The 25187-nt window shown below is 71.0% G+C and carries 22 protein-coding genes; 5 read left to right on the plus strand and 17 right to left on the minus strand.

Annotated elements, in window-relative coordinates; genetic code table 11:
• Window positions 1-14 precede the first annotated feature (14 nt).
• Window positions 15-593, minus strand: coding sequence for an alternate-type signal peptide domain-containing protein (locus tag EDF21_RS03750; protein WP_123570335.1), 579 nt, complete (start codon window positions 591-593; stop codon window positions 15-17).
• Window positions 594-994: 401 nt separating this feature from the next.
• Between EDF21_RS03750 and EDF21_RS03755 the strand changes: the two genes are divergently transcribed.
• On the plus strand, window positions 995-2995 hold the full coding sequence (locus EDF21_RS03755; protein ID WP_233568349.1) for an alpha-1,4-glucan--maltose-1-phosphate maltosyltransferase: 2001 nt from the start codon (window positions 995-997) through the stop codon (window positions 2993-2995).
• Between the two features lie 10 nt (window positions 2996-3005).
• Window positions 3006-5186, plus strand: a complete 2181-nt coding sequence (glgB, locus tag EDF21_RS03760; RefSeq protein WP_123570336.1) for a 1,4-alpha-glucan branching protein GlgB — start codon at window positions 3006-3008, stop codon at window positions 5184-5186.
• Between the two features lie 78 nt (window positions 5187-5264).
• Here the strand turns inward: glgB and EDF21_RS03765 are convergent, their stop codons facing one another.
• Both EDF21_RS03765 and EDF21_RS03770 read right to left on the minus strand, forming a co-directional pair.
• Window positions 5265-6272: a tetratricopeptide repeat protein gene (locus EDF21_RS03765; protein WP_123570337.1), complete on the minus strand. Its 1008-nt coding sequence runs from the start codon at window positions 6270-6272 to the stop codon at window positions 5265-5267.
• The gene (locus EDF21_RS03770; RefSeq protein ID WP_123570338.1) at window positions 6269-8071 is read right to left on the minus strand and encodes a hypothetical protein; all 1803 of its coding nucleotides are present in this window, start codon (window positions 8069-8071) and stop codon (window positions 6269-6271) included. The genes EDF21_RS03765 and EDF21_RS03770 overlap by 4 nt, the downstream gene beginning before the upstream one ends.
• Window positions 8072-8312: 241 nt before the next feature.
• On the opposite strand from EDF21_RS03770, the gene EDF21_RS03775 reads away from it, so the two are divergent.
• Together EDF21_RS03775 and EDF21_RS03780 are read left to right on the plus strand one after the other, a co-directional pair.
• Window positions 8313-10196, plus strand: coding sequence for a hypothetical protein (locus EDF21_RS03775; protein ID WP_148053624.1), 1884 nt, complete (start codon window positions 8313-8315; stop codon window positions 10194-10196).
• 73 nt (window positions 10197-10269) lie between these two features.
• Window positions 10270-11328: an AI-2E family transporter gene (locus EDF21_RS03780; RefSeq protein WP_123570340.1), complete on the plus strand. Its 1059-nt coding sequence runs from the start codon at window positions 10270-10272 to the stop codon at window positions 11326-11328.
• Window positions 11329-11395: 67 nt separating this feature from the next.
• Here EDF21_RS03780 and EDF21_RS03785 read toward each other — a convergent pair whose 3' ends face one another.
• The 10 genes from EDF21_RS03785 to EDF21_RS03830 all read right to left on the minus strand — a co-directional run bounded on the left by EDF21_RS03785 (window position 11396) and on the right by EDF21_RS03830 (window position 20114).
• Window positions 11396-12139 carry an alpha/beta hydrolase gene (locus EDF21_RS03785; RefSeq protein WP_233568350.1) on the minus strand — a complete coding sequence of 248 codons (744 nt, stop codon included), beginning with the start codon at window positions 12137-12139 and terminating at the stop codon, window positions 11396-11398.
• Window positions 12136-12435 (minus strand): hypothetical protein, encoded by a 300-nt coding sequence (locus EDF21_RS03790; RefSeq protein WP_056046157.1) that lies wholly within the window; start codon window positions 12433-12435, stop codon window positions 12136-12138. The genes EDF21_RS03785 and EDF21_RS03790 overlap by 4 nt, the downstream gene beginning before the upstream one ends.
• A 48-nt stretch (window positions 12436-12483) precedes the next feature.
• Window positions 12484-13104 (minus strand): lytic transglycosylase domain-containing protein, encoded by a 621-nt coding sequence (locus EDF21_RS03795; protein ID WP_233568351.1) that lies wholly within the window; start codon window positions 13102-13104, stop codon window positions 12484-12486.
• A gap of 302 nt (window positions 13105-13406) precedes the next feature.
• Window positions 13407-13961, minus strand: coding sequence for a DivIVA domain-containing protein (locus EDF21_RS03800; protein ID WP_056047652.1), 555 nt, complete (start codon window positions 13959-13961; stop codon window positions 13407-13409).
• 63 nt (window positions 13962-14024) lie between these two features.
• The gene (locus EDF21_RS03805) at window positions 14025-15023 is read right to left on the minus strand and encodes a phosphatidate cytidylyltransferase (protein ID WP_123570341.1); all 999 of its coding nucleotides are present in this window, start codon (window positions 15021-15023) and stop codon (window positions 14025-14027) included.
• Window positions 15023-15541: a ribosome recycling factor gene (frr, locus tag EDF21_RS03810; protein ID WP_054145670.1), complete on the minus strand. Its 519-nt coding sequence runs from the start codon at window positions 15539-15541 to the stop codon at window positions 15023-15025. The genes EDF21_RS03805 and frr overlap by 1 nt, the downstream gene beginning before the upstream one ends.
• A gap of 77 nt (window positions 15542-15618) precedes the next feature.
• Window positions 15619-16338, minus strand: a complete 720-nt coding sequence (gene pyrH / locus EDF21_RS03815) for a UMP kinase (RefSeq protein WP_056046162.1) — start codon at window positions 16336-16338, stop codon at window positions 15619-15621.
• A gap of 151 nt (window positions 16339-16489) precedes the next feature.
• Window positions 16490-17317, minus strand: a complete 828-nt coding sequence (gene tsf / locus EDF21_RS03820; RefSeq protein WP_123570342.1) for a translation elongation factor Ts — start codon at window positions 17315-17317, stop codon at window positions 16490-16492.
• A 44-nt stretch (window positions 17318-17361) separates the two neighbouring features.
• The gene (gene rpsB, locus EDF21_RS03825) at window positions 17362-18309 is read right to left on the minus strand and encodes a 30S ribosomal protein S2 (protein ID WP_123570343.1); all 948 of its coding nucleotides are present in this window, start codon (window positions 18307-18309) and stop codon (window positions 17362-17364) included.
• Window positions 18310-18665: 356 nt separating this feature from the next.
• Window positions 18666-20114: a sugar porter family MFS transporter gene (locus EDF21_RS03830; protein WP_056046168.1), complete on the minus strand. Its 1449-nt coding sequence runs from the start codon at window positions 20112-20114 to the stop codon at window positions 18666-18668.
• 133 nt (window positions 20115-20247) lie between these two features.
• Between EDF21_RS03830 and EDF21_RS03835 the strand changes: the two genes are divergently transcribed.
• Window positions 20248-20808: a murein hydrolase activator EnvC gene (locus EDF21_RS03835; RefSeq protein WP_158612849.1), complete on the plus strand. Its 561-nt coding sequence runs from the start codon at window positions 20248-20250 to the stop codon at window positions 20806-20808.
• A gap of 123 nt (window positions 20809-20931) precedes the next feature.
• Here the strand turns inward: EDF21_RS03835 and EDF21_RS03840 are convergent, their stop codons facing one another.
• From EDF21_RS03840 to EDF21_RS03855, 4 genes are read right to left on the minus strand one after another with little or no spacing between them, the layout of a single operon-like run.
• Entirely contained in the window at window positions 20932-21846 is a 915-nt protein-coding gene (locus EDF21_RS03840; RefSeq protein ID WP_123570345.1) for a tyrosine recombinase XerC, read from the minus strand.
• A 50-nt stretch (window positions 21847-21896) separates the two neighbouring features.
• Window positions 21897-23159, minus strand: a complete 1263-nt coding sequence (dprA, locus tag EDF21_RS03845; RefSeq protein ID WP_199736206.1) for a DNA-processing protein DprA — start codon at window positions 23157-23159, stop codon at window positions 21897-21899.
• A complete protein-coding gene (locus EDF21_RS03850; protein ID WP_123570346.1) occupies window positions 23156-24685 on the minus strand; it encodes a YifB family Mg chelatase-like AAA ATPase in 1530 nt (509 codons plus the stop codon). The genes dprA and EDF21_RS03850 overlap by 4 nt, the downstream gene beginning before the upstream one ends.
• Window positions 24682-25047: a YraN family protein gene (locus tag EDF21_RS03855; RefSeq protein ID WP_123570347.1), complete on the minus strand. Its 366-nt coding sequence runs from the start codon at window positions 25045-25047 to the stop codon at window positions 24682-24684. Before EDF21_RS03855 ends, EDF21_RS03850 begins: the two co-directional genes overlap by 4 nt.
• Window positions 25048-25187 lie beyond the last annotated feature (140 nt).

Genomic DNA, 25187 nt, shown 5'->3' on the forward strand with positions numbered 1-25187 from the left:
GCCGCCGACACCCGCTACGCGATGGCGCGCTGCTTCAGCGTGAAGGTCAGCTTGCTCAGGTCGAGCGTGCCGCCCTGGCTGGCGGCGTCGGACACCGTCGAGGGCAGCTCGACGACGAAGGTCACGACGGCCGAGGTGCTGCCCGCGGAGACGGGAGCCACGACGTAGCTGCCGGCCGTGCTGCCCGCGGTCACGCCCGAGGGCAGGGTCGTGCCGCCGGCGGCCGTCGAGAGGGCCATCGTGTTGGTCACGTACGGCTTGAGGCTGCCCGTGACCGAGGCCGCGTCGTAGGTCAGGTCGGCGCGCAGGTCGTTGCCCGAGGCGGCGATCGTGATCGGCTGCGTGAACTGCAGCTTGGTGCCCGGGACGATCTTGTAGGCGGCGACCTGGGCGGCCGTGAGGGCCGTGCTGCGACCGTTCGTCACGTCGGTCCAGCTGCCCGCCGACGACTGGGTGAGCGAGAGCGTGCCCGAGGCGACGCTGGCGGCGTTGACCTCGGTGCTGGCGTTCCAGAGGGCGAAGGTCCCGGCGCCGCCGAGGAGGAGGGCGATGCCGGCGGCACCGGCGACGGCACCCGTGACGAGCTTGTTCATGTCGGTCCTGTTCCGCGCGCCGTGGCGCGCTCGAGCACCGCCGTGCGCCGTCGGTCGGGTCGACTTCGGGGTGGCGCACGGCGCTGCAGGGGCTGTCGGCTCCGGGTCGGGCGGCCGATCGGTGTCGTCGGGCGCCGGGCTCTCGAGGAGTTCGGGTTCTTCGGGCGGGCAGGCCGCGACGACAGGATCGACATTACGCGGTCCCCCAAAGTGCCGACAGGGGATTCATGCCGATGCATGCACCCAGTTGGGGTGACAAAACGGACCGGAGTGTCTGTCGGCGACAGGGCGGACACGTTTTTGTACCCCGAAACGCCTCTACCGCACCCCGATCCACGACCGTCGGCCCTGCGGGGCCCCGGGCCGGGACCGGGCGGGCCAGACCGGGTACGGTCGACAACGTGGCGACAGCATACGAACCCAGAGTCGGGCGGATCCCCATCACGGGCCTCACCCCGACGACCCCCGACCGAGTGTTCCCGACGAAGGCCTTCTCCGGCGAGGTGGTCACCTTCGGGGCGACCGTCTTCCGCGAGGGTCACGACCTGATCGGGGCCGACCTCGTCACGATCGACCCCGAGGGCGCCGAGACCCGGCACCGGATGGTCGCCGGCATCCCCGGCACCGACCGATGGACGGCCCAGGTGCAGCTCGAGGTCGAGGGCGACTGGTCCTGGCAGGTCGAGGCCTACACCGACGACTGGGCCACGTGGCTGCACGCGGCCGAGATCAAGGTGCCGGCCGGTCTCGACGTCGAGGTCACGTTCGCCCTCGGCAGTCGACTGCTGACCGAGGCCGTCGAGAACCACCCCGACACGACCCTGATCCGCGACGCGGCCAAGGCCCTCGCGAACCCCGCCCTCTCCCCCGCCTCGCGACTCCGCGTCGCCACCGATCCGCGCCTCGCCGCGGTCCTCCTGGTGACGCCGCTCGCGAGCCTCGTCACGCGCAGCGCCCCCGAGGCGCTCCGCGTCGAACGCAGCCGCGCCGGCCTCGGCAGCTGGTACGAGTTCTTCCCCCGCAGCGAGGGCGCCCGCAAGCAGGCCGACGGCACCTGGAAGAGCGGCACGTTCCGCACCGCGGCCCGCCGCCTGCCCTCGATCGCCCGCATGGGCTTCGATGTCGTGTACATCCCGCCCGTGCACCCGATCGGGACGACCTTCCGCAAGGGCCCGAACAACACGTTGACCGCGGGGCCGAACGATCCTGGGTCGCCCTACGCGATCGGTTCGCCCGACGGCGGGCACGACGCGGTGCACCCCGACCTCGGCACGGTCGCCGACTTCCGCTGGTTCGTCGACGCGGCGAAGAACGCCGGTCTCGAACTCGCGCTCGACCTGGCCCTGCAGTGCTCGCCCGACCACCCCTGGGTCACCGAGCACCCCGAGTGGTTCACGACCCTGCCCGACGGGACGATCGCCTACGCCGAGAACCCGCCGAAGAAGTACCAGGACATCTACCCCCTGAACTTCGACAACGACTACGAGGGCGTCAGCCGCGAGGTGCTGCGCATCGTCCGTCACTGGATCGAACTCGGCGTCACGATCTTCCGGGTCGACAACCCGCACACGAAGCCCGTGCGCTTCTGGGAGTGGCTGCTGCACGAGATCCGGCAGACGAACCCCGAGGTCGTCTTCCTCTCCGAGGCGTTCACGAAGCCGGCCATGATGCAGGCGTTGGCGCAGGTGGGGTTCCACCAGTCCTACACGTACTTCACCTGGCGCAACGAGAAGTGGGAGCTCGAGGAGTACCTCGACGAGCTGTCGAAGGAGACGAGCGCCTGGCTGCGCCCGAACTTCTTCGTCAACACGCACGACATCCTGACCCCCTACCTGCAGTTCGGCGGTCCCGCGGCCTACAAGATCCGTGCCGCGATCGCCGCGACGGCCTCGCCGACCTGGGGCGTCTACTCGGGCTACGAGCTCTTCGAGGACGTCGCCCGCCCGGGCAGCGAAGAGAACATCGACAACGAGAAGTACGAGTACAAGCCCCGCGACTGGGCCGCCGCCGAAGAGGCGGGGGCATCCCTTGCGCCGTACCTGACGCAGCTCAACCGCATCCGCGCCTCCCACCCGGCCCTGCGCCAGCTGCGCAACCTCGAGATCCACTCGAGCGACGACGAGTCGATCCTCGTGTTCTCGAAGTACCTGTCCCGTGCGCACACCCGCAGCGGACGCGCCGACGGCATCATCGTCGTCGCCAACGTCGACCCGCACTCGGCGCGCGAGACGACCGTCCACCTCGACGTCACGAAGTTCGGCCTGCAGCCCGGTGGCACCTACACCGTCCGCGACCTGATCACCGGTCAGTCGTGGACCTGGGGCGACGACAACTACGTCCGACTGGACGCCTTCGTCGAACCGGTGCACGTCCTCTCCGTCGACCTCAACCGAGCCCCGTAGGAGCGACCCGATGACCACCACTCCCCCGACCGAGCCCGACACCTCCTTCGCCCTGGGCGACGACGAGGTCTTCTCGGCCGCCAACGGCACCCACGGCCACCCGCACGCCGTCCTGGGTGCCCACCCCCGCGGCGGTCGCACCGCCGTCCGCGTCGTCCGACCGCTGGCCGACACCGTCACCGTGACCGGCGCCTCCGGGTCGTCCTTCGCCCTCGAGCACGTGGCCCACGGCCTCTGGCAGGGCGTCACGAACGAGCCCGTGGGCGCCTACACCGTCGAGGCGACCTACGAAGGAGGCGCGGCGTGGGTCTCGGACGACCCCTACCGCTTCACCCCCACCGTCACCGAGTTCGACCTCTACCTCTTCGGAGAGGGGCGCCACGAGCAGCTCTGGAAGATGCTCGGCAGCCACGTCCGCGAGCACGAGGGCGTGACCGGCACCTCCTTCGCCGTCTGGGCGCCGCACGCCCGCGCCGTCCGCGTCAAGGGCGACCTCAACGGCTGGGACGGCGAGCGGCACGCGATGCGCCGCCTCGACGGCAACGGCGTCTGGGAGCTCTTCGTGCCCGGCGTCACGGACGGCATCTACAAGTACGAGGTGCTCACGCCCGACGACGTCTGGGTCGAGCGCGCCGACCCCATGGCGCGCACCTCCGAGGTGCCGCCGCTCACCGGGTCCGTCGTCACGAAGGCCGCCCACGCCTGGGCCGACGACGCCTGGATGACCGCCCGGGCCGAGAACGACGTCCACTCCGGACCGATGAGCGTGTACGAGCTGCACGTCGGCTCCTGGCGGCCGGGCCTGAACTACCGCGAACTCGCCGACCAGCTCATCGAGTACGTCGGCGAGCTCGGGTTCACCCACGTCGAGTTCATGCCGCTCGCCGAGCACCCCTTCGGCGGCTCCTGGGGCTACCAGGTCACCGGTTACTACGCCGTGACCAGCCGCTTCGGCAGCCCGGACGACCTGCGTTACCTGATCGACCGCCTGCACCAGGCCGGGATCGGCGTCATCATGGACTGGGTGCCCGGGCACTTCCCGAAGGACGAGTGGGCCCTCGCGAAGTTCGACGGTCGCGCCGTCTACGAGCACTCCGACCCCCGCCGCGGCGAGCAGCCCGACTGGGGCACGCTGGTCTTCAACTTCGGCGACTCGCAGGTGCGCAACTTCCTCGTCTCGAACGCGCTCTACTGGCTCGAGGAGTTCCACATCGACGGGCTGCGCGTCGACGCCGTCGCCTCGATGCTCTACCTCGACTACAGCCGCAACGAGGGCGAGTGGCTGCCGAACGAGTTCGGCGGGCGCGAGAACCTCGAGGCGATCAGCTTCTTGCAAGAGGCGAACGCGACGGCGTACAAGCGCCACCCCGGCATCGTCATGATCGCCGAAGAGAGCACGAGCTGGCCCGGCGTCACCCGCCCGACCAGCGAGGGCGGCCTGGGCTTCGGCCTCAAGTGGAACATGGGCTGGATGCACGACACCCTCGGCTACGTCGCCGAGGACCCGCTCTACCGCTCGCACCACCACGGCGAGATCACGTTCTCGTTCGTCTACGCGTTCAGCGAGAACTTCATGCTGCCGATCAGCCACGACGAAGTCGTGCACGGCAAGGGGTCCCTGCTCAACAAGATGCCCGGCGACGAGTGGCAGAAGCTCGCCAACGTGCGGGCGTACCTCGCCTACATGTGGGGCCACCCCGGCAAGCAACTGCTCTTCATGGGCAGCGAGTTCGGTCAGCCCGGCGAATGGAGCGAAGAACGAGGGCTCGACTGGTGGATCCTCGATCAGCCCGCCCACCAGGGGCTCCACGGCCTGGTGGCCCGCCTCAACGAGGTCTACCGCCACGAGCCCGCTCTCTGGGCGCACGACTTCGACACCGACGGCTTCGAGTGGATCGACGGCGGTGCGGCGCAGCACAGCGTCGTGGCCTTCATGCGCAAGTCCGGCTCGGGCGAGTCGATCGCCGTCCTGGCGAACTTCTCGGGTGAACCGGTGCACATGCGCTTCGGTCTGCCCGAGGCCGGTCGCTGGGACGAGATCCTCAACACCGACGCCGAGGTCTACGGCGGTTCGGGCGTGGGCAACTTCGGCGGAGTCACCGCCACCGACGAGCCCTGGGCCGGTCGCCCCGCGGCCGCCGACGTCCAGCTGCCGCCGCTCGGGGTCGTCTGGCTGAAGCTGCGCCGCTGATCCGACGTCGGCACACGACGGAACCCCCGCGCCCCTTCCGGGTCGCGGGGGTTCCGTCGTCCGTGCAGGAGGCGCGGCTCAGTACAGCAGCATGGCCAGACGACGACGGGCGGTCGCCACCCGGGGGTCGTCCACCCCGACGATCTCGAAGTACTCGAGCAGGCGCGCCCGGGCCGCGTCACGGCCGTGGGGGTCGAGCGACGGGAACACGGTCAGCACGCGGTCGAAGGCGTCGTCGATGTGCCCCCCGCTGAGGTCGAGGTCGGCCACGTCGAGCTGGGCGTCGAGATCGGTGGGGGCGGCCGCGGCCGCCGCACGGACGTCGGACAGCGACGCACCCTGCAGTCGCTCGAGCAGCGAGACCTGGGCGAGGCCCGCCACGGCGAGCTGGTCACGAGGGTCCTGCGCGATCGCGGTCTTGTAGGCCGTGATCGCCGCGGCGTAGTCGCCCCGGTCGATCGCGTCGTAGGCGTCCTGGTGGTGCGGAGGCAGCGGTTCCGGCTCGGGCTCGACCTCGTCGGCCTCGCCCACCGGGGCGCCGTCGACGACCGCCGTGCCGGTCACGCCGTTCTGCGCGGCCAGCTCGAGCACCTGCTCGAAGACGTCGCGGACCTGGGCCTCGGGCAGGGCCCCCACGAAGAGCTGGACGGGACGACCGCCGATCACGGCGGCGACCGCCGGGATCGACTGCGCCTGGAAGGCCTGCGTCAGCTGGGGGTTGGCGTCGACGTCGACCTTCACGAGCAGCAGGCGGCCGGCGTACTCGCCGACCAGCTTGTCGAGGACGGGCGACAGCTGCTTGCACGGGCCGCACCACTCCGCCCACAGGTCGACGATCACGGGGACGGTGTTGCTGATCTCGAGGACCTGCGTGAAGGTGGCGTCGGTCGCGTCGAGCACGAGGCCCGGCACCGCGACCTGACCGGTGGACGGGGCCGGGACGCCACCCGCGCCTCCTGCGGGCGCACCGTCGACGGGCGCCCCGGCGGACGGACCCGCCGGGGCGGGGGCCGGCGGGCGGTTGACGAGCGACGAGAGGTCGACGGCGCCGCGGAGACCGGCGGGGACGGGAGGGAGGTTGGTCATGGCAGCTCCTTGGCAGAGGTGAGGGCCTGGCTGAAACCGAGCAGGACGATGGGGTCGTCGCTGCCGACGGGCGGGACGGAGAACAAGAGCTCGACACCGTAGGTCGCCTCGATGCCCTTCGACGACTCGTCGAGCCCCAGCAGGGTCTTGACGGTGCCCTCGGGGTTGACCTTGGCACCCGTGGCCGTCGGCTTGACGGTCTCGATCTCGTTCAACGCGACCGAGACGATGGCACCGGCGTCGTTCGTGGCGAAGGCGACGGGGGTCTCGTCGTCGGCCTGGGACGTGTAGTCGATGGACGCCGTGGTGGGCAGGGCCGCACGCTTCGCGTCCTTGTAGGCCTTGCCGATCTTCTCACGCAGCGTGTCGCCCTCGGTCTGGAACTGGGCGGCGTACTGGCTCTCGTCGCCGTTGCGAAGGATGTCGCCGTAGGCCTCGGCCAGCTGGTCGGGCTGCAGCGTGAGCAGCTTGACGTCGGGCGAGAGCCGGGCGGCGCCGATCGAGGCGGGTGCGACGGTCAACGGGGTCTGCGTCTGCAGGCTGACCGCGTACTCGACCTTGTACGGGTCGCGGGCGCTCTCTTGCTCGAGGGTGAGGGCGACGGGCGCCACGCTCGCGTCGGCGTCCTGCACGACGACGAACGCCGAGCGCGGCCAGGAGTCGGCCTGCTGCGGCAGCGTCAGCGTGACGGTGCCCGTGGGGATCGCCAGGGGCGCGGCGGCGGCGGCGTCCTTGGAACGGATGGTGTAGTTCGCCTGACGCTGCTCGAGGGCCGGACCCGTGAAACGGGTGGCCGCGAGGTCGGCGTTCAGCGAGGCGTCGGCCTCGGTCGCCGTGGCCGAGATGCGTTCGACGATGCGCTTCGCCTGGGCGACGCTGATCACCGGGGGCTGCAGCGCGTTGCCCTGGTCGCCGGAGTCCGTGCCGTCGGTCGAGGTGGGCGTCGGGGTCGGCGTGGACGAGTCGGAACCCGCCGCCGGCGCCTGCTGCGGCCAGTAGTCGGCGGTGCACGCCGACAGGGCGAGCGAGGAGACCAGCACGATCGGCGCCACGGCGGCGAACCGACGGATGCCGCGGGCACGACCGCGGCCGGGCGCCAGGGTCTCGGTGCCGGCGGCGTCGAGCGCCTTGACCGCCTTGCGACCGGCCCGACGCGACAGGCGGGGTCGTTTCCCGTCACCCGAGCGCCGACGGGGGCCGCGCGTCCGGCGGTGGTGCAGGATCGCCCAGACGTACAGGCCGATGCCGATCAGCAGGACCACGAGCCCACCGACGATCAGCGGCCCGGCCAGGGGCGTCGCGGTCGAGAGCGGCCAGGTGATGCGGACGTCGGACGGGGCGGGCTGAGTGCCGTCCGAGACGATGACGAGGGAGACGTCGTCAGGCGCGTCGAGCGAGAAGGTGAGGTCGTTGCCCGCGAACTGGTCGAACCAGAGGTCGGAGTCCGTCGGGTCGGGCACCTCGGTGGTGTCGCCCGCGACCGTGCGGCTGACGAGCCGACCGGACGCCTCGTCGTACTCGACCTCGTTGTAGCTGGCGTCGCCGACCCACCCGAGGACGTCCGACGTGCGGCCGTAGGCGGCGAAGGCGGTGTCGCCGCCCGACACCGAGACCGTCTGACGCCCGTCGCGGCCGTGCAGCGCCGAGGCCGGGACGACCGTGACGGTCGCGTCGGAGTCGGCGGTGTCGACCTGGGACGACACGCTCGGCGGCGGTGCGAAGACGGTGCGCTGGGCGAAGCCCAACGCCACCATCACCGCCGCCAGGACGACGACGACGACTGCGACGATGAAACGCACGTTTCTCTCCCTCCGAGCCACCATCCCGGTCGGGGCGCCAGGAACCGTCGTGGTCGACGACGGGCCTCGCACGAGCCTGGCCAGGGGGCCGGGCGCGGCAGCAGAATTTAAGACGGCTCAGCGTATCCGACGAGGCTGAGAGGCACCTAACCCGTGGATCGGGGTCCGTCGAGGGCCTCCCACTAGCATCGTGTCGCGGGCCGCGCTCCCCTGGTCCGAACCCTGCATCGAAGGAGACACCGTGGCTGCTGACGAAGCCGATTTCGGCATCGAACTCCGGGGCTACCGCAAGGACGAGGTCGACCGCGTGCTCGGCGACCTGCGGCGGGAGCTCATCAAGGCCAACGCCGACCGGGCCGACCGGGCGAGCGAGGTCGCGTTCCTCCAGCAGCGGGTGGACGAGATCCGTGCCGAGCTCGAAGAGGCCGGCACCCCCACGTACTCCGGTCTCGGCAGCAAGCTCGAGCAGACCCTGCGTCTGGCCGAACAGCAGTCCACCCTGGTGATCAGCCAGGCCGACATCGACGCCGAGGCCCTGCGCTCGTCCTCGACGGCCGAGGCGAAGCGCCTGCTGGACGACGCGAGCGAACGGGCCACGTCCGTGCTCGACGACGCCCGGGGCCGCGCCGCGGCGCAGGTCGCCGAGTCCACCGCCGACGCCGACCGTCTGGTGGCACGCGCCAAGGCCGAAGCACGCGACCTGCTGCAAGAGGCCCAGCGCGACGCCATCTCGATCCGCGGCTCGGCCGCCACCGAGGCGGCCCAGAACGTCTCGACGGCTCGACGCGAGGCAGCCGCGCTGCGTGCCGAGGTCGAGCACGAAGTCGCCGAGCAGCGGGCCGCCGTCGCCCGCGACCTCGCCGAGGCCCGCGACGAGGCCGACACCCTCGCCGCCGACACGCGCGAGGCCCGAGCCGTCTTCGAGAGCGACTCCGGGCGACAGCGCGCCGACCTCGAGCGCGAGGGCGTCACCGTCCGCGCCGAGCTGGCCCGACTCGACGAGACCACCCGCGCCGACCTCGACGCCGAGGTCGGCGCCCGCCGCGCCGAACTCGACCGCGAGATCACGGCCGCTCGCGCCGAGCTGGCCGACGACGTCGCGGCCCAGCGCGCCGAACTCGAACGCGACGTCGCCGCGGCCCGTGCCGAGCTCGCCCACGAGGTCGCCGAGACCCGCGCGCTCCTCGCCCGCGACGTCGACGCCACCCGTGCCGACCTCACCGACGAGGTCGAATCCACCCGGGTCGAGCTCGAGCGCGAGATCGCGACCGGTCGTGACCGCCTCGCGGCTGAGATCGCACAGGCCCGTGCCGAACTCGAGAAAGAGGTCGGCGACGCCCGCACCGAGCTCGACCGCGAGACCCGGCGCCGCCGCGACGAACTCGACCTCGCCGAGACCACGTCACGCGAACGCATCGCGCGCATCACCGTCGAGACCGACGAGCGCCTCACCCGCGAGAGCGAGGCGCAGGCCGACCGTCTCGCCCGCGAGGACGCCGACCGGCGGGCCGAACTCGCGACCGAGATCGAGCAGGCACGCGCCGAACTCGCCGCCGAGACCGTCGAGGCCCGCGCCGCCCTGGCGGACGAGACCGAGGACCAGCGCGCCCGCCTGGCCGCCGACGACGTCCGGGTCCGCGCCGGGCTCGAGGCCGACCGCGAACGGGCCGTCGCCGACCTGCGCCGCGACGTCGACCAGGGGCGCGCCGACCTCGAGGTCGAGCTGCTGGCCCGTCGCGACGAGGCGGAGGTCGAGCTCACGCAGCGACACCAGCACGCCGTCGCCGAGACCCAGGAGCTGCTCGACGCGGCGGCCGAGCAGCTCGCCGAGGCCACCCGTCGTGCCACCGAGGTCCGGCGCGAGGCCGACGACCTCGAACGCACCGCGCTCGAGTACGCCCGCACCACCCGGACGGACGCCGACGAGACGGCCCACGAGGTGCTCACCAACGCCGACGAACGTTCACGGTCGATCCTGGCCGACGCCCAGCAGCGGGCCGACGACCTCATCGGCGACGCCGAAGAACGCCTGGCCGAGATCACGGCCGAACGCGACGCCGTCGCGGAGTACTTCGAGAACCTGCGTGGCATGATCGGACAAGTCGGCGGCGGTACGTCAGAGTAGGGCGACAGGCCGTGTCGGGCAGTCGGTGCCGCCGTGACCTCGACCGGCCCGTGCCGTCGACAGGAGCCCGCCCGTGAAGATCCACAACCCGTTCCGCATCGGTCTGCTCGCGGGGCTGGGAGTGCTCGTCGCCCTCGTCATCGGGGGCGCCGTCGGGCAGCTCTCGACGATCCTGACCTACGTGGGCGCGGCCTTGTTCATCTCGCTGGGGCTCGACCCGGTCGTCTCGTGGCTCGAGAAGCGCCGGGTGCCCCGGGGCATCGCCATCGTGATCGTCCTCGTGGCCGTGGTGGGCGCCTTCGTGGGCGTCGTCTTCGCGATCGTGCCCGTCATCGTGCAACAGACCACGAGCCTCATCCAGGCGCTGACGTCGTACCTGCAGAGCGTCACCACCCAGCAGTTCGTCGACAACCTGCAAGAACTCGTCCCCCAGAACGTCTTCGACGTGCAGGACGCGCTCGACTCCATCGTCGACTTCCTGACCAACCCCGACAACGTCGTCACGATCGGCGGCGGGGTCCTCGCCGTCGGCGTCGCGATCGGCAACGGCCTCTTCGGCACGATCGTCGTGGTCATCCTGACGATCTACTTCACCTCGTCGATCAACAGCGTCAAGCGCGCGCTCTACCAGCTCGTCCCGGCCTCGAAGCGGGCCACGTTCGTCGACATCTCCGAACAGATCAGCCAATCGGTGGGTCGGTACGTCATCGGCCAGTTCACGCTCGCGGCGCTCAACGGCATCCTGAGCTTCGTGTTCCTCACCATCATCGGAGCCCAACAGCCGGCGGTCTTCGCGTTCATCGCGTTCCTGGGGTCGATCATCCCCCTCGTCGGCACCATCAGCGGTTCGGCGATCATCGTGCTGGCGCAGATCGCGCTGTTGCCCCAATCACCGGCCACCTGGGTGACGACAGCCGTCTACTACCTGGTCTACATGCAGGTCGAGGCCTACCTGCTGAGCCCGCGCATCATGCGGCGGGCGGTCCGCGTCCCGGGCGTGATCGTCGTCATCGCGGCCCTCGTCGGTGGCACCCTGCTGGGAGTGCTCGGCGCACTCATCGCCATCCCCGTCGCCGCGTCGATCCTGCTGATCATCCGCGAGGTCTACGTGCCACGCCAGAACCAGCTCTGAGACGCGCCACGCCCCGGTCGCTCCGAGCCCGGCGTGGTGGACAGTCCGCCGTCCGGCGGAGGCACCGTCAGGAGGCGCGGGGCGGCCAGGTGGACGGCAGCGGCAGGGCACCGGGCGCGACCTGACGGACGATCTCGGTCAGCACGCGACTGGTCTGCTTCTCGCCGACCCAGAGGTGCTTGCCTCCCTCGACGGCGACCACCTCGGCCTCGGGAACGAGGGCGAAGCGACGTCGCGCCTCGTCGGGACGCAGGTAGTCGTCGAACTCGGGCACGACGGCCACCACGGGCCGCCCGGAGTCGTGCCACGCCCCGAGTTCGGCGTCGGACGTGCGGTGCAGTGGTGGGGACAGCAGCACGACGCCGGCCACCTCGACGTCGAGGCCGTGCTTCAAGGCGACTTCGGTGCCGAACGACCAACCCACCAACCACGGGGTGGGCAGACCGCGATCGCCCACGAAGGCCACGGCGGCGGCGAGGTCGGCCGCTTCGGCCACCCCCTCGCCGAACTCACCCTCGGACCGACCTCGCGGAGACGACACCCCGCGGAAGTTGAACCTGAGCACGGCGAGGTCGGCCAGGGCCGGAAGACGGGCCGCGGCCTTCCTGATGACATGGGAGTCCATGAACCCGCCGGCGGTGGGCAGAGGGTGCAGCGCGACGATCGTGCCGACGGGCTCGCGGTCCGCCGGGAGGCTCAGCTCGCCCACCAGGGTCAGACCGTCGCCGGTGTGCAGTTCGACGTCCTCGCGGCGCGCGGGCAGCAGGACGCCCCCGCGGATCTCGAGAGGGTCGGCGTCGGGGGTCGTCACGAGATCCTCCAGCAGTGGGTGTGCCAATGGCGGCGGGCCGCCAGGTCGTCCTCGGCACCGAACAGCCCGTCGGCACGCCAGGCCACGACGTGCGGCGTCGCGGGAGCGATGCCCAAGGAGCAGCCGGGGCAGACGTACTCTTTGACGGCCGACGTCGCCGAGACCGACTGGACGTTGAACGAACGCCCGTGTTTGGTCTCGACCGTCAAGCCGCCGAACGACGCTCGGGTGACGTCGTAGGCCTCGTCGGCGTCACGCCGGTCGCGCGAGCGACGGGAGCGGTTGCTGCGGGGCATGACGACCAGCGTAGCAACGGCCCCCGAGGTCGAGGGCCGTGCGACGGATCAGTACCAGTTGTTGGCGACGGAATGGGCCCAGGCGCCACAGGGGTTGCCGTAGCGGCCGCCGATGTAGTTCAGCCCCCACGTGATCTGCGTGGCAGGGTTGGTCTGCCAGTCGGCACCGACGGAGCCCATCTTGCTACCCGGCAGGGCCTGGGGAATGCCGTAGGCACCACTCGACCGGTTGGACGCGTAGACGTTCCAGCTCGACTCTTTCTGCCACAGCGACACCAGGCAGTCGTACTGGTCGGAACCCCAGCCGCGAGCGGCCACGAGTTCGGCGGCGACGGCCTTGGCGCTGCCCGGGTCGGGGGTACCCGCCACGGGAGCAGACGACGACTTCTTGGCAGAGCCGGACGTCGCACCCGACGGGGCCTCGGGCTTCTCGGTCTCGGCCACCACGACGGGCGGGGGCGGCGGCGGCACGTACTCGGTCACGCCGTAGGCGTCCCGGTCGGCGACGGTCACGGCGGCACCGGCGACCGTGAGGGTCTGACCGGGGGCCGTCAGCACCGACGCAGCGCCCGGAACGGTCGTCGCGGCCTCGGCACCGGCCAAGGGGTTGACGAGCGAGGCCGACACGAAGGCGAACGACGCGCAGAAGCCGACGAGGGGCAGGGCCACCCGTCGAGGGAATCCAGGACGACGAGCGGCCGGTACGGCATCGCGGACGGGACCGGTGAACGCGAGGGAGCCGGCTGCCGGGCGTCGCACGACGCTCTGCGAGGCCGGCACGCGGACGCGCCGGCGGGTCGAGGGTCGTTCGACCGCGGCCGGGTGCTCTCGTCGAGAGGGACCGGGGGTCGGATTCGCTGCGTGCCTGCCCATGAGTCCGTCCAGGGTAACCGATGGGACGCCGGAGGGCCAGGGACGACCCGTCAGCGTGTCGGAGGCTCGGGGGAAGTGGAGAGGCCCGGCCGTGACCGTCAGCGGACGGCGAGCATGACGTCGACCACCGTGTCGAGCACCAGGTCGACCTGGCTCTCGCGGTAACCGCCGCGCTTCGCCCGGAAGACCGAAGCCCGGACGTCGTCGATGCTGAGGGGGCGGCCGTCGGTGAAGTAGCCGTGCAGCCGCCGGGTGAGGCGGTCGACGTCTCGCGGGTGGTAGCCGGTCGTGAGGATGCCCACCCTGTCGAAGCGGTGGCCCTGCGGTCGCTCGAGACGGGCCACGATGTCTTCCGCCCCGGAGCGCGCGGTCGAGAACCAGGTCGACTCGGCGCCCGACGAGACGGCCCGTTCGCGCTCCCGACTGGCGAAGGCGTCCTCGAGACGTTCGAGCGCGGCGTCGACGTGTGCCGTCGAGTACCCGTTCTTGGTCAACCCGAAGGCCGTGCGTCGGATGCGGGCGGAGTCGATGCCGAGGCCGGTCTCGCCGGCGTAGGCCTTCCGGGCCTCGACCAGGAACGCGTCGACCTCGTCGACGTCGTAACCCCGCTTGCCCTTGGGAACGATCGGGAATGTGCTGCTCACGGCCACCATCATGCCGTATGGGCCGATGGCAAGCCGCTGGACGCGCGGCCGGTCAGTACCGGCGGACGGGCGTCACGCGAAGAGGAGGTACAGGGCGTAGGCCGCGGCGGCCGAGGGCAACGTGCTGTCGAGCCGGTCGAGGAACCCGCCGTGCCCGGGAAGCCAGGTGCTGATGTCTTTGATGCCCAGGTCGCGCTTGATGAGGGATTCGGACAGATCGCCGATGGTGGCGGTCACGATGATGACGCCACCGAAGACGAGACCGAACCACCACGGCTCGTCGAGCAGGAAGACCGACAACAGCACGGCCGCGATGAGGCTGGCGGCCACCGAACCGGCGAAGCCCTCCCAGGTCTTCTTGGGACTGATGCGGGGCGCCATCGGGTGCTTGCCGAAGTTCAGGCCGGTCGCGTAGGCACCGGTGTCGACCGCGATCACGACGATGAGAGCCGACAGGGTCCACCACTGGCCGTCGGGTCGAGCAGCCATGAGGGCCATGAAGCTGCCGAGGAACGAGCAGTAGATCTGGACGAACGCACCGGCACCGAGATCACGACCCAGCGCGGAGGCGCCGGCTCGGTGCGACGGACGGGCCGTCTCGACGAGGCGCCACACGGAGACGACGACGATGCCGCCCACCAGAGCGGCCCACTGGCCGCCGGCTCCGCCGAAGAAGGCCGCGGGGACCACGGCCACGCCGGCGAGGACGCTCGGGAGGCGGGGCACGTCGCGCCCGGCGAAGCGCAGGGCACTGGCGAGTTCGAAGCACAACGAACCGATCAGGGCCGCCGCCACGATGATGAAGAACGCCTTGACGAAGATCAGGCTCAACAAGACCGCGGCCCCGAGCAGGACACCCACGGCGATGGCGGCCGGCAGGTTGCGACCGGTGCGCGCCGTCAACTTCTCGTTGCGCGAGTCGAGGCGCGCCTTGCCTGCCCGCAGTTGGTTCTCGATGTCGTGGCGGGCCGCTTGCGCTCGAGCGTCGAAGTCGGCCCGGCGACTACCGAGAGTGCTCTTCTGAGCCGGTGACGAGTCGTCGGGGCCGGCGCCGTCGGGTCGCTGTCTCATCAGACCTCGAGCAGCTCCGCTTCTTTCTTCTTCAACGCGTCGTCGATGGAGTCGATGTACCCCTTGGTGATCGACTCGAGCTCTTTCTCGGCACGAGCGACCTCGTCGTCGCCGACCTCGGTCTTCTGAGCGTCGAGCGCCTCCTTGGACTTGCGACGGACGTTGCGAACCTGCACCTTGGCGTCCTCGCCCTTGCTGCGCACGAGCTTGACGAACTCCTTGCGACGCTCTTGCGTCAGCTCGGGGATGGTGACGCGGACGATCGTGCCGTCGTTCGTCGGGTTGGCCCCCAGGTTCGGGAAGGTCGCGATGGCCTTCTCGATCTCTTTGAGGGCCGTCTTGTCGTAGGGGGTGACGATCATGGTGCGCGCCTCGGGCACCTGCAGCGAGGCGAGCTGGGCCAGCGGGGTCGGGGTCCCGTAGTAGTCGATCGGGATCTTCTGGAACAGAGCCGGGTTGATGCGGCCGGTGCGCACCGTCCCGAAGTCGTTCTTGGCGGCGTCGAGCGCCTTGTCCATCTTCTCGCGCGTCTCGGTGAGTACGTCGTTGATCGCCACTGGTGCTCCTTGTTCGGTTCGCGGTCGAGTTTAGTCGTCTAGTTGCTGACGATTGTTCCGATGCGTTCGCCGCGGATGGCGCGGGCGATGTTGCCCTCGCCTTCCATGCCGAACACGTGCATGGGCATGCCGTTGTCCATGCAGAGACTGAAGGCGGTCGAGTCGACGACCTTGAGCCCCTGCATCAGCGCCTCTTGGTACGTGAGCTGGTCGAGCTTGACCGCCGACGGGTCGTGTCGGGGGTCGGCCGAGTAGACGCCGTCCACGCCGTTCTTGGCGACGAGCACCTCGGAGGCCCCGATCTCGAGGGCTCGCTGGGCCGAGACGGTGTCGGTCGAGAAGTACGGCAGGCCGGCGCCGGCACCGAAGATGACGACGCGCCCCTTCTCGAGGTGCCGCTCGGCGCGACGGGGGATGTACGGCTCGGCGACCTGGGTCATCGCGATGGCGGACTGGACGCGGGTCGCAGCGCCGGCCTGCTCGAGGAAGTCCTGGAGGGCGAGGGCGTTCATGACGGTGCCGAGCATGCCCATGTAGTCGGCCCTTCCCCGGTCCATGCCGCGCTGACTGAGTTCGGCACCGCGGAAGAAGTTGCCGCCACCGACGACGATGGCGATCTCGACGTCGGTCGCCGCGTCGGCGATCTCACGGGCGATGGAGCCGACCACGTCGGGGTTCACGCCGAGCTGGCCGCCGCCGAAGGCCTCACCCGAGAGCTTCAGCAGGACGCGTCGTCGTCCGGTGGTTTCCGATGTCATGCGAGTCTCCGTCTCGTCGTGGCCGTAGCCAGGTTAGCGAGTTCGGGCTGGTCGCCGTCCGTCGCCGATGATGCACCCGACGTCGTCACCTCGGCCGGGCATGGGAACGGGGTCCGAGACACGTTCGTCTCGGACCCCGTCACGGTGCTGTCTAGGCGCCGACCTTGATGCGGGCGAAGCCCGTGATCGTCAGTCCGGCCTCGGCGACCACCTTGGCGACGGACAACTTGTTGTCCTTCGCGTAGGCCTGGTCGAGCAGGGCGATCTCCTTGAAGAAGCCGGTGAGGCGTCCCTCGATGATCTTGGGCAGGGCCGCTTCCGGCTTGCCCTCGTTCTTCGCGGTCTCCTCGACGATGGCTCGCTCCTTGTCGACCTGCTCGGTCGGCACGTCGTCGCGCGACAGGTACGACGGCGCGGCGAAGGCGATGTGCTGAGCGATCGACCGAGCGGTCTCGGCGTCGTCACCCGTGTAGCCCACGACCACGCCGACCTGCGGGGGCAGGTCCTTCGAGGTCTTGTGCAGGTAGATGGCGAACTGCTCGCCCTCGATGCGGTTGACGGTGCGCAGTTCGACCTTCTCGCCCATGAGCGCGGCCTCGTCGTTGACGAAGGCCTCGACGGTCTGGCCGCCGATCGCGGCGGCGTTGCCCTCGGCGGCACTGGAGGCTCCGCCCGCGTGCACCGCCTCGAGGACCTGGTCGGCCAGGGCGACGAACTTCTCGTTCTTCGCGACGAAGTCGGTCTCGCTGGCGAGCTCGATCAGCGTGGCGTACCCCGAACCGGGCTTGGCGGCGACGAGACCCGCGGTGGTCTGACGGCCCTCGCGCTTGGCGACGCCCTTCAGTCCCTTGACGCGGAGGATCTCGACGGCCTTCTCGATGTCGCCGTCGGCTTCTTCGAGGGCGTTCTTGCTGTCGACCATGCCCGCGCCGAGGCGGTCACGGAGGATCTTGACGTCAGCGATGGTGTAGTTGGCCATGTGTCTGACTTCCTTTCGTGGAGTCGGAAGGGTGAAGGAGAGGACTACTTCGAGTCGGCGTCGGCCGGCTCGGCCGCGGTGGCCTCGGTCGCCTCGGCGACGGGCTCGACGACCGGCTCGCCCAGGGGCTTCGCGGCGACCTGTGCGTCGGCGTCGTTCTCCTCGACGGGGGCCTCGGCGACGGGGGCCTCGGCAGCAGGTGCCTCGGCGGCGGCGACGGCGGCCTTGGCCTCGCCCTGCGCGAGCAGCTCGGCCTCCCATTCGGCCATGGGCTCGACGGGCTGGTCGGCGTCCTCGGGCTTCTGGTGACGCTGCACCAGCCCCTCGGCGGCAGCGTCCGCGACGATGCGCGTCAGCAGGCCGACGGAACGGATGGCGTCGTCGTTGCCCGGGATCGGGAAGTTGATCTCGTCGGGGTCGCAGTTCGTGTCGAGGATGCCGATGACCGGGATGCCCAGCTTCTTGGCCTCGTCGATCGCGAGGTGCTCTTTCTTGGTGTCGACGACCCAGAGGGCGGACGGCGTCTTGGTGAGGTTGCGGATTCCGCCGAGCGTCTTGTGGAGCTTGTCGAGCTCACGCTTCTTGATCAGCAGTTCTTTCTTGGTGAAGCCCTGCGTGGTGTCGTCGAAGTCGATGTCCTCGAGCTCTTTCATGCGGGCGAGGCGCTTCGAGACCGTCTGGAAGTTGGTCAGGAGGCCACCGAGCCAACGCTGGTTGACGAAGGGCTGGCCGACGCGGTTCGCCTGCTCGGCGATGGAGCCCTGGGCCTGCTTCTTCGTGCCGACGAAGAGGATGGTGCCACCGTGCGCGACGGTCTCCTTGACGAAGTCGTACGCCTTGTCGATGTAGCCGAGCGACTGCTGCAGGTCGATGATGTGGATGCCCGAGCGCTCGGCGAGGATGAAGCGCTTCACCTTCGGGTTCCAGCGACGGGTCTGGTGTCCGAAGTGGACGCCGCTGTCGAGCAGCTGGCGGATGGTGACGACGGCCATGGTCGTTCTCCTTGTTTCTGGGCACACCCGCGGGTGTGCCTGCTTGTCGGTTGTCGGGCGACCGGTCGGTCGCCACTGCCTGGTGCCCGGGCACACGTCCGCCGAGCCCACCCTGAGGCGGTTCGGACCGAATGGACGTGGAGGCCGGGAGCGGCGCGAGGCGACCAGGTCGCCTCGACGTCGGTGCGTCCGGGGACGCACAGGGCACGCGAAGTCAGCCTGCTGAGCAGGCTGCATCGCTCATGTTAGCACCACCACGGGCCCGGTGAGGTGGAGGTCGACCCCGGGCGGGGACCCCGACGTGCACGAACGTCCCGCCCAGGATCTGGACGGGACGTTCGTGGATCGTGTCGGACTCAGGCCTTCGCCGATCGCCCCGCATCGGCCTGGACGGCCGAGGTGCCCATCTCCTCGAGCGAGCGCCCCTTCGTCTCGGGGATCTTCGCCAGCACGAAGAAGAACGACACGAGCGCGAAGAACGCGAAGATGCCGTACGACAGCGTGAGGCTGAGGGCGGCGAGGGTGGGGAACGACACCGTCACGATGAAGTTGGCGATCCAGTTGGCCATGCTGCCCACGCCGAGTGCCGTGGCACGGATGCTGTTGGGGAACATCTCGCCGAGCAGCACCCACATGAGCGGGCCCCACGTGGCACCGAACGACACGACGAAGAGGTTGGCCGCGACGAGGGCCACGGGGCCCCAGGCGCCGGGCAGCGACGGGTCGCCGCTCGCCGAGGTGGTCGCCTGGCTGAAGGCCAGGGCGGTGACGGCGAGGCTGACGAACATGCCGATGGAGCCGGTGAGCAGCATGGGCCGACGGCCGACCTTGTCGACGAGCCCGATCGCGATGAACGTGACCGCGACGTTGACGACCGCGGTGATGGTCGAGATGAGGAACGAGTCCTCTTCCTGGAAGCCGACGGCCTGCCAGAGGGTGGTCGAGTAGTAGAAGATCACGTTGATGCCGACGAACTGCTGCAGCACGGCGAGGATGATCCCGACCCAGACGATGGGCTGGAGGCCGAAGCGGGTGCCGCGGATCGACGATTTCTTCTCGAGTTCTGCCTCGGTGCGGATCGAGTCCGTGATCTCTTTCAGGCTCGTCTCGACCGTCTCGGCCGGGACGATCGTCTGGAGGACCTTCTTGGCCTCGGCCTCGCGCCCGTCACCGGCGAGGTACCGCGGCGACTCGGGCAGACGCCAGGCCAGGATGCCGTAGACGACCGACGGGACGATTCCTACCAGGAACATCCAGCGCCACGCGGCGAGGCCGAAGAGCGACGGCTCGGATGCGCCACCCGCCGTGACCGCGAAGAGCTGGTCAGACAGCAGGGCGGCGAAGATGCCGAGGGTGATGGCGAGTTGCTGGAACGACGCCAGGCGACCGCGGATCGCCTTGGGCGACACCTCGCTGATGTAGGCGGGCGCGATGACCGACGCGATGCCGATGCCGAGGCCGCCGATGACGCGCCAGAGGACGAGGTCCCAGACGGCGAAGGCCGCGGCCGCACCGATCGAGCTGATCAGGAACAGACCGGCACCGATCAGCATCACCTTGATGCGACCCATCTTGTCGGCGAGGCGGCCGGCGACGTAGGCACCGATGGCACAACCGATCAGGGCCGAGGCGACCGCGAAGCCCGAGGCGAACTCGGTGAGACCGAACTCGTCGGTGATCGACTGGACCGCGCCGTTGATGACGGACGAGTCGAAACCGAACAGGAACCCGCCGATGGCCGCCGCCACGGCCAGCGCGGTCACCCGCCTGTTCAAGCTCTTCGTCGTTGCAGTGGTGTTCGACACCTGTACTCCTTCACGGCTCGAGGAGCAGGGCTCGTGGCCACGACTCCCCCACAAACGATGTGCACGGGGTGTTCGTGCACGGGTGAACCTTACGCCTCGCCGAGAAAGCTTGCGCAACCGGCAAGGTGCCGGTATGCGCTCTCACCTGCGGCCGACGACGCGGCTTCTCGTCACCCTCACGACGGCGGCCCTCGTCACGGTCCTCGCCGGGTCGCTCTCGGTCACGCCCGCGGTCGCGAACCCCCGGACAGCGAACCCCCGGGCAGCGAGCGCAGGAGGCGCGGTGTGGGCCTGGCCGGTCGCCTCGCCCCATCCGGTGGTCCGGCCCTTCGTCGGGCCGCCGAACCCGTGGTCGCCGGGGCACCGCGGCCTCGACGTCGGGACGGTCGAGGGCTCGGTCGTGACGGCCCCGGACGACGGCGTCGTGCACTTCGCCGGGGTCGTGGTGGACCGGCCGGTGCTGTCGATCGCCCACCCGGGTGGGGTGCTGAGCAGCTTCGAACCGGTGGTGGCCGGTGTCTCGAAGGGCGACGCCGTCACGCGGGGGCAGACCGTCGGTGTGCTCGAGCGAGGGCACTGCCCCGACCGACCGTGCCTGCACCTGGGGGCGCGGATCGACGGCGAGTACGTCTCGCCCCTGGTGTTCCTGGGCGGGATCGAGCCGTCGGTGCTGCTGCCGACGACGCCCCGCTGAGCACCGCCCGGCACCGGCCGGCACCGGCCGGCACCGGCCGGCACCGGCCGGGCCGACGACCGCAGCACGGTCGGGTGCCCGGAGTGTCCACGGGCGTCGTGCGCGTCGTCGGGCGGAGCGTCGTCAGGCCCTGGGGTGCGCCGACCGGTAGCTGTCGCGCAGCCGGTCGGTCGAGACGTGCGTGTAGATCTGCGTGGTGCCGAGGCTCGCATGACCGAGCAGCTCCTGGACGGCCCTGAGGTCGGCCCCTCCGTCGAGCAGATGGGTGGCGGCCGTGTGCCTCAACGCGTGCGGCCCCGCCGGCCCGCCGCCCGGGAGGTCGGCGAGCAGCCCGGCGACCAGTCGGTAGACGGCCCTCGTGCCGAGCCGCCCCCCAGTCGACGCCACGAAGAAGGCGGCGTCCGTGACCGGGGTGACGAGCGTCGGGCGGGCGAGGTCGACGTACCGCCCCAGGGCCTCGGCCGCCGGCACCCCGAACGGCACGACGCGCTGCTTCGCCCCCTTGCCGGTCACCCGCACGGTCAGCCGTTCGAGGTCCACGTCGCCGAGGTCCGCCCCGACGAGCTCCGACACGCGCAGGCCCGCGCCGTAGAGCAGTTCGACGACCGCGAGGTCCCGGCGTGCCCCGGGGTCGCCCGTGTCCGCCCGGACGGCGAGGGACGCCAACAGGCCGTCGACCTGCTCGCGCGTGAGGACGCGCGGCAGGCGACTCTCGGGCTTCGGCGCACGCAGTCGGGCACCGACGTCGACCGGTGTGCGGTCGGTCTCGTCGAGCCACCGGGTGAAGGCCCGGACGCTCGCCGACCGCCGGGCGAGGGTGGCCCGGGCGAGCCCGGCCTGCGTGCCCTGCCAGAGCCAGTCGCGAAGCAGGTCGAGGTCGAGGTCGCCCACCTCACCCGGGCGACCGAGCCGGTTCTCGGCGAAGGCGACGAGGGAGTCGAGGTCGGCCGCGTACGACCGCACCGTGTGGTCGCTGAGCCCCCGGCCGTCGTGCAGGTGGTCGGCGAACCGTTCGACCTCGCCCAGGAGGCGCGTCACGGCAGCGCCCGCCCCTCGCGTCTCGACCCCGGCTCGTGCATGCCGACAGGCTAACCATCGCGGCGCCCCCTCACCCGTCGCCACCCCGAGCCGGAGCGCCGGGCCGCACCCGACAGGTCGAGCTCGGCGAGCACGTCGCGGACCGTCTCGAGCGACAGCCCGCTCGCGACGGCCAGTTCGTCGGTCTCGCGGGTCGCCGTCGTGCTGAGGGCGTCCAGCACCCGCATCGTCTCGGGGTCGAGCCGTCGGCCCTCGTACGAGGCGACGACGAGGTCGGTCGACACCCCCGCGAGTGCGAGGACCTCGTCGGCACCCGTCACGCACTCGGCCAGACCGGACCGGATCAGGGCGTGGCAGCCGACCGACGACGGCGAGGTGACCGGGCCGGGCACGGCCCCGACCGGACGACCGAGCGACTGCGCGTGGGCGGCCGTGTTCAGCGACCCCGAGCGGCCGCCGGCCTCGACCACGACGGTCGCGGCCGTCAACGCCGCGATCAGCCTGTTGCGTTGCAGGAACCGCCACCGCGACGGCTTGCCACCGCACGGAGCCTCGGAGATCACCAGACCCGTCTCGATGACGCGTCGCAGCAGGGCGTCGTGACCGGCCGGGTAGAGGTGGTCGACTCCCCCGGCCATGACGGCCACCGTCGTCGCCGAGGCGGCCAGGGCCGCCCGGTGGGCGGCACCGTCGATGCCGTAGGCGGCACCCGAGACGACCGCGAGACCCCGGTCGGCCACGCCGCCGGCGAGCTCGGCCGACACCTGCTCGCCGTAGGCCGTCGCCGCCCGCGAGCCGACGATCGCGATGCTCGAGGTCGGCGCCGGAACGGACGCCGGACCTCGTGCCCAGAGGGCCACGGGAGCGTGATGGCCGAGGTCGTCGAGGGCCTCGGGCCACAGCGGGGTGCCCGGCACGAGCAGCCTCGATCCCACCACGGTCGCCGTGCGGAACGACCGGAGGATCACGCTGGTCTCGAGACGGGGCCGCCATCTCGTGAGCGCCCGTCCGAGGTCGAGCCGCTCCACGTCGTCGCGGGTGGCCCCTGCCTCGACCAGGGCCCCAGCGAGCAGACCCGCGCGGGGGTCGTCGTGACCGACCGCCGCTTCGAGCACGAGGCGGAGCCCCACGGTCGGTCCGAGCAGTGACCGGACGACGCCACCCACCGCGTCACCCGGTTCGACCACACCTGTCCAGGCGCCCAGGGCGAACGCCTCGAGGGTCTGTGCCTCGCTGAACTCGTGGGCGCCGGGCAGGAGGGGCCGGACGAGGTCGGCCAGCTCGGCGGGGGTCGCCCGGAGCAGGTCGCTCACAGCGACTGCCGCATGCTCAGGGCCCGGACCACGTGACGGCGGACGGGGGCGGGTTCGTCGTCGAGGTCGGCGAGGGTCCAGGCGACCCGCAGCACGCGGTCGTAACCCCTCATCGTCAGGGCACCGGTCTCGAGCGCCCGGTCGACGGGCTGTGAGTCCGCCGCGGCCAGGCGGTTCGCCGGATCACGCAGCCAGGTTCCTGGGACCTCGCCGGACGACCGCCAGGGTGTTCCCTCGAGCCGGCGGGCGGCACGGCCGCGCGCCCGGTCGACGCGTTCGCGGGCCTGGCGTGTCGTCGTCGGGACGACGTCGGCCGAGGCTCGGAACTGAGACGAGCTGATGCGGGCCACCCGCAACTGCAGGTCGATGCGGTCGACGAGAGGCCCGGAGAGCTTGCCCAGGTAGCGACGCCGCTGGTGCGGGGAACAACTGCAGTCGGAGTCGCGAGAGCCGTATTGCCCGCACGGACAGGGGTTCGCCGCCGCGACCAGTTGGAACCTCGCGGGGAAACGCGCCACCGCCCGTGACCTGTGGACGACGGTCTCGCCCGACTCGAGGGGCTGGCGAAGACAGTCGAGGACCGTCTGTCGGAACTCGGGCGCCTCGTCGAGGAACAGCACGCCCCGGGTCGCCCTCGACGCGGCGCCGGGCCTGATGACCCCGCTGCCCCCGCCGACCAGGGCCGCCGCGCTGCAGGTGTGGTGGGGCGCCTCGAACGGCGGCCTCCGGTCGAGATCGCCCGTGACGGCGACCCCGGCCAACGAACGGATCGACGCGACCTCGAGGGCCGAATCGGCGTCGAGGTCGGGCAACAGACCGGGCAGACGGGCCGCCAGCATGCTCTTGCCTGCGCCGGGCGGCCCCACCATGAGGAGGTGGTGGCCGCCGGCCGCGGCGACGACGAGCGCCTCGACGGCGTCGACGTTGCCGATGACGTCCGCGAGGTCGAGTTCGGCCGGCACTGCCGGTTCGGTGCGCGATCGCGTGATGGCCTCGACCGGCTCGGGTTCGAGCCCTGCACCGTGCCAGATCGCCGCCTCGCGCAGGCTCGGCACGGCCACCACGCGGATGCCGGGGACGAGGGTGGCCTCGTCCGCGTTGTCGGTCGGCACCATGACGGTGGCGGCCCCTGCCCGGCGCGCACCCAACACGGCGGGCAGGACCCCGTCGACGGGCCTGAGCCGGCCGTCGAGACCGAGCTCGCCCAGGTGGACGACGCCCTCGACGGACTCGGCGGGGACGATTTCGGCTGCGGCCAGGGCCGCGATGGCGATGCCGAGGTCGAAGGACGACCCCTGCTTGGGCAGCGACGCCGGTGACAGGTTGACGGTCAGCTTGCGCGCCGGCAAGGCGCACCCGGAGTTGGTCGCTGCGGACCGGACGCGGTCACGGGCCTCACCCAGCGACGTGTCGGGCAATCCGATGATCACGAACGCCGGCAGCCCGGCACCCATGTCCGCCTCGATCTCGACCAGGGCTCCGTCGACGCCCAGCAGGGCGACCGCCCGCGTCCGCGCCACGCTCATGCTCCGGCCCCGCGGACGTGGTCGATCCGCTCGTGCCCTGCGCACCGCTCCACCGTGATGCCCACGACGTCGATGCGCACCCCCCGGGGCGTCGAGGTGGGATGCGCCTGGCACCAGGCCCCCGCCAGCCGTCGCAGACGCGCCAGCTTGGCCGGCGTCACGGCCTCGAGCGCGTGACCGTAGCCGGTGCCCGATCGCGTCTTGACCTCGACGACGACCACCTCGTCGCCGTCCAGGGCGACCACGTCGATCTCGCCTTCGCGGCACCGCCAGTTGCGCTCGACGACCCGCATGCCCTGCGCCTCGACGTACTCGGCCGCGACGTCTTCGCCGCGCCGACCCAATTCGTCCTTCTTCGCCATGTCTGACCTCCTGCCAGCAGGCTGGCGGAGGCGCACCCCTCGGAGGGCGGGCGGAGCATCGACTGGGGACACCACCGACCCGGCCGCGGCTGGGGACGAGCCGAGTCGAGAGGCATCGCGTCCCGCTCCAGGAGGTCGCG

The organism is Frigoribacterium sp. PhB118, assembly GCF_003751725.1.
Taxonomy (GTDB): domain Bacteria; phylum Actinomycetota; class Actinomycetes; order Actinomycetales; family Microbacteriaceae; genus Frigoribacterium.

Coding starts and splice junctions, on each gene's coding strand:
- EDF21_RS03750 (WP_123570335.1), bottom strand. CDS start 593: ATGAACAAGCTCGTCACGGGTGCCGTCGCCGGTGCCGCCGGCATCGCC.
- glgB (WP_123570336.1), top strand. CDS start 3,006: ATGACCACCACTCCCCCGACCGAGCCCGACACCTCCTTCGCCCTGGGC.
- EDF21_RS03765 (WP_123570337.1), bottom strand. CDS start 6,272: ATGACCAACCTCCCTCCCGTCCCCGCCGGTCTCCGCGGCGCCGTCGAC.
- EDF21_RS03790 (WP_056046157.1), bottom strand. CDS start 12,435: ATGCCCCGCAGCAACCGCTCCCGTCGCTCGCGCGACCGGCGTGACGCC.
- EDF21_RS03800 (WP_056047652.1), bottom strand. CDS start 13,961: ATGGTGGCCGTGAGCAGCACATTCCCGATCGTTCCCAAGGGCAAGCGG.
- EDF21_RS03805 (WP_123570341.1), bottom strand. CDS start 15,023: ATGAGACAGCGACCCGACGGCGCCGGCCCCGACGACTCGTCACCGGCT.
- frr (WP_054145670.1), bottom strand. CDS start 15,541: ATGGACAAGGCGCTCGACGCCGCCAAGAACGACTTCGGGACGGTGCGC.
- pyrH (WP_056046162.1), bottom strand. CDS start 16,338: ATGACATCGGAAACCACCGGACGACGACGCGTCCTGCTGAAGCTCTCG.
- tsf (WP_123570342.1), bottom strand. CDS start 17,317: ATGGCCAACTACACCATCGCTGACGTCAAGATCCTCCGTGACCGCCTC.
- rpsB (WP_123570343.1), bottom strand. CDS start 18,309: ATGGCCGTCGTCACCATCCGCCAGCTGCTCGACAGCGGCGTCCACTTC.
- EDF21_RS03835 (WP_158612849.1), top strand. CDS start 20,248: ATGCGCTCTCACCTGCGGCCGACGACGCGGCTTCTCGTCACCCTCACG.
- EDF21_RS03850 (WP_123570346.1), bottom strand. CDS start 24,685: ATGAGCGTGGCGCGGACGCGGGCGGTCGCCCTGCTGGGCGTCGACGGA.
- EDF21_RS03855 (WP_123570347.1), bottom strand. CDS start 25,047: ATGGCGAAGAAGGACGAATTGGGTCGGCGCGGCGAAGACGTCGCGGCC.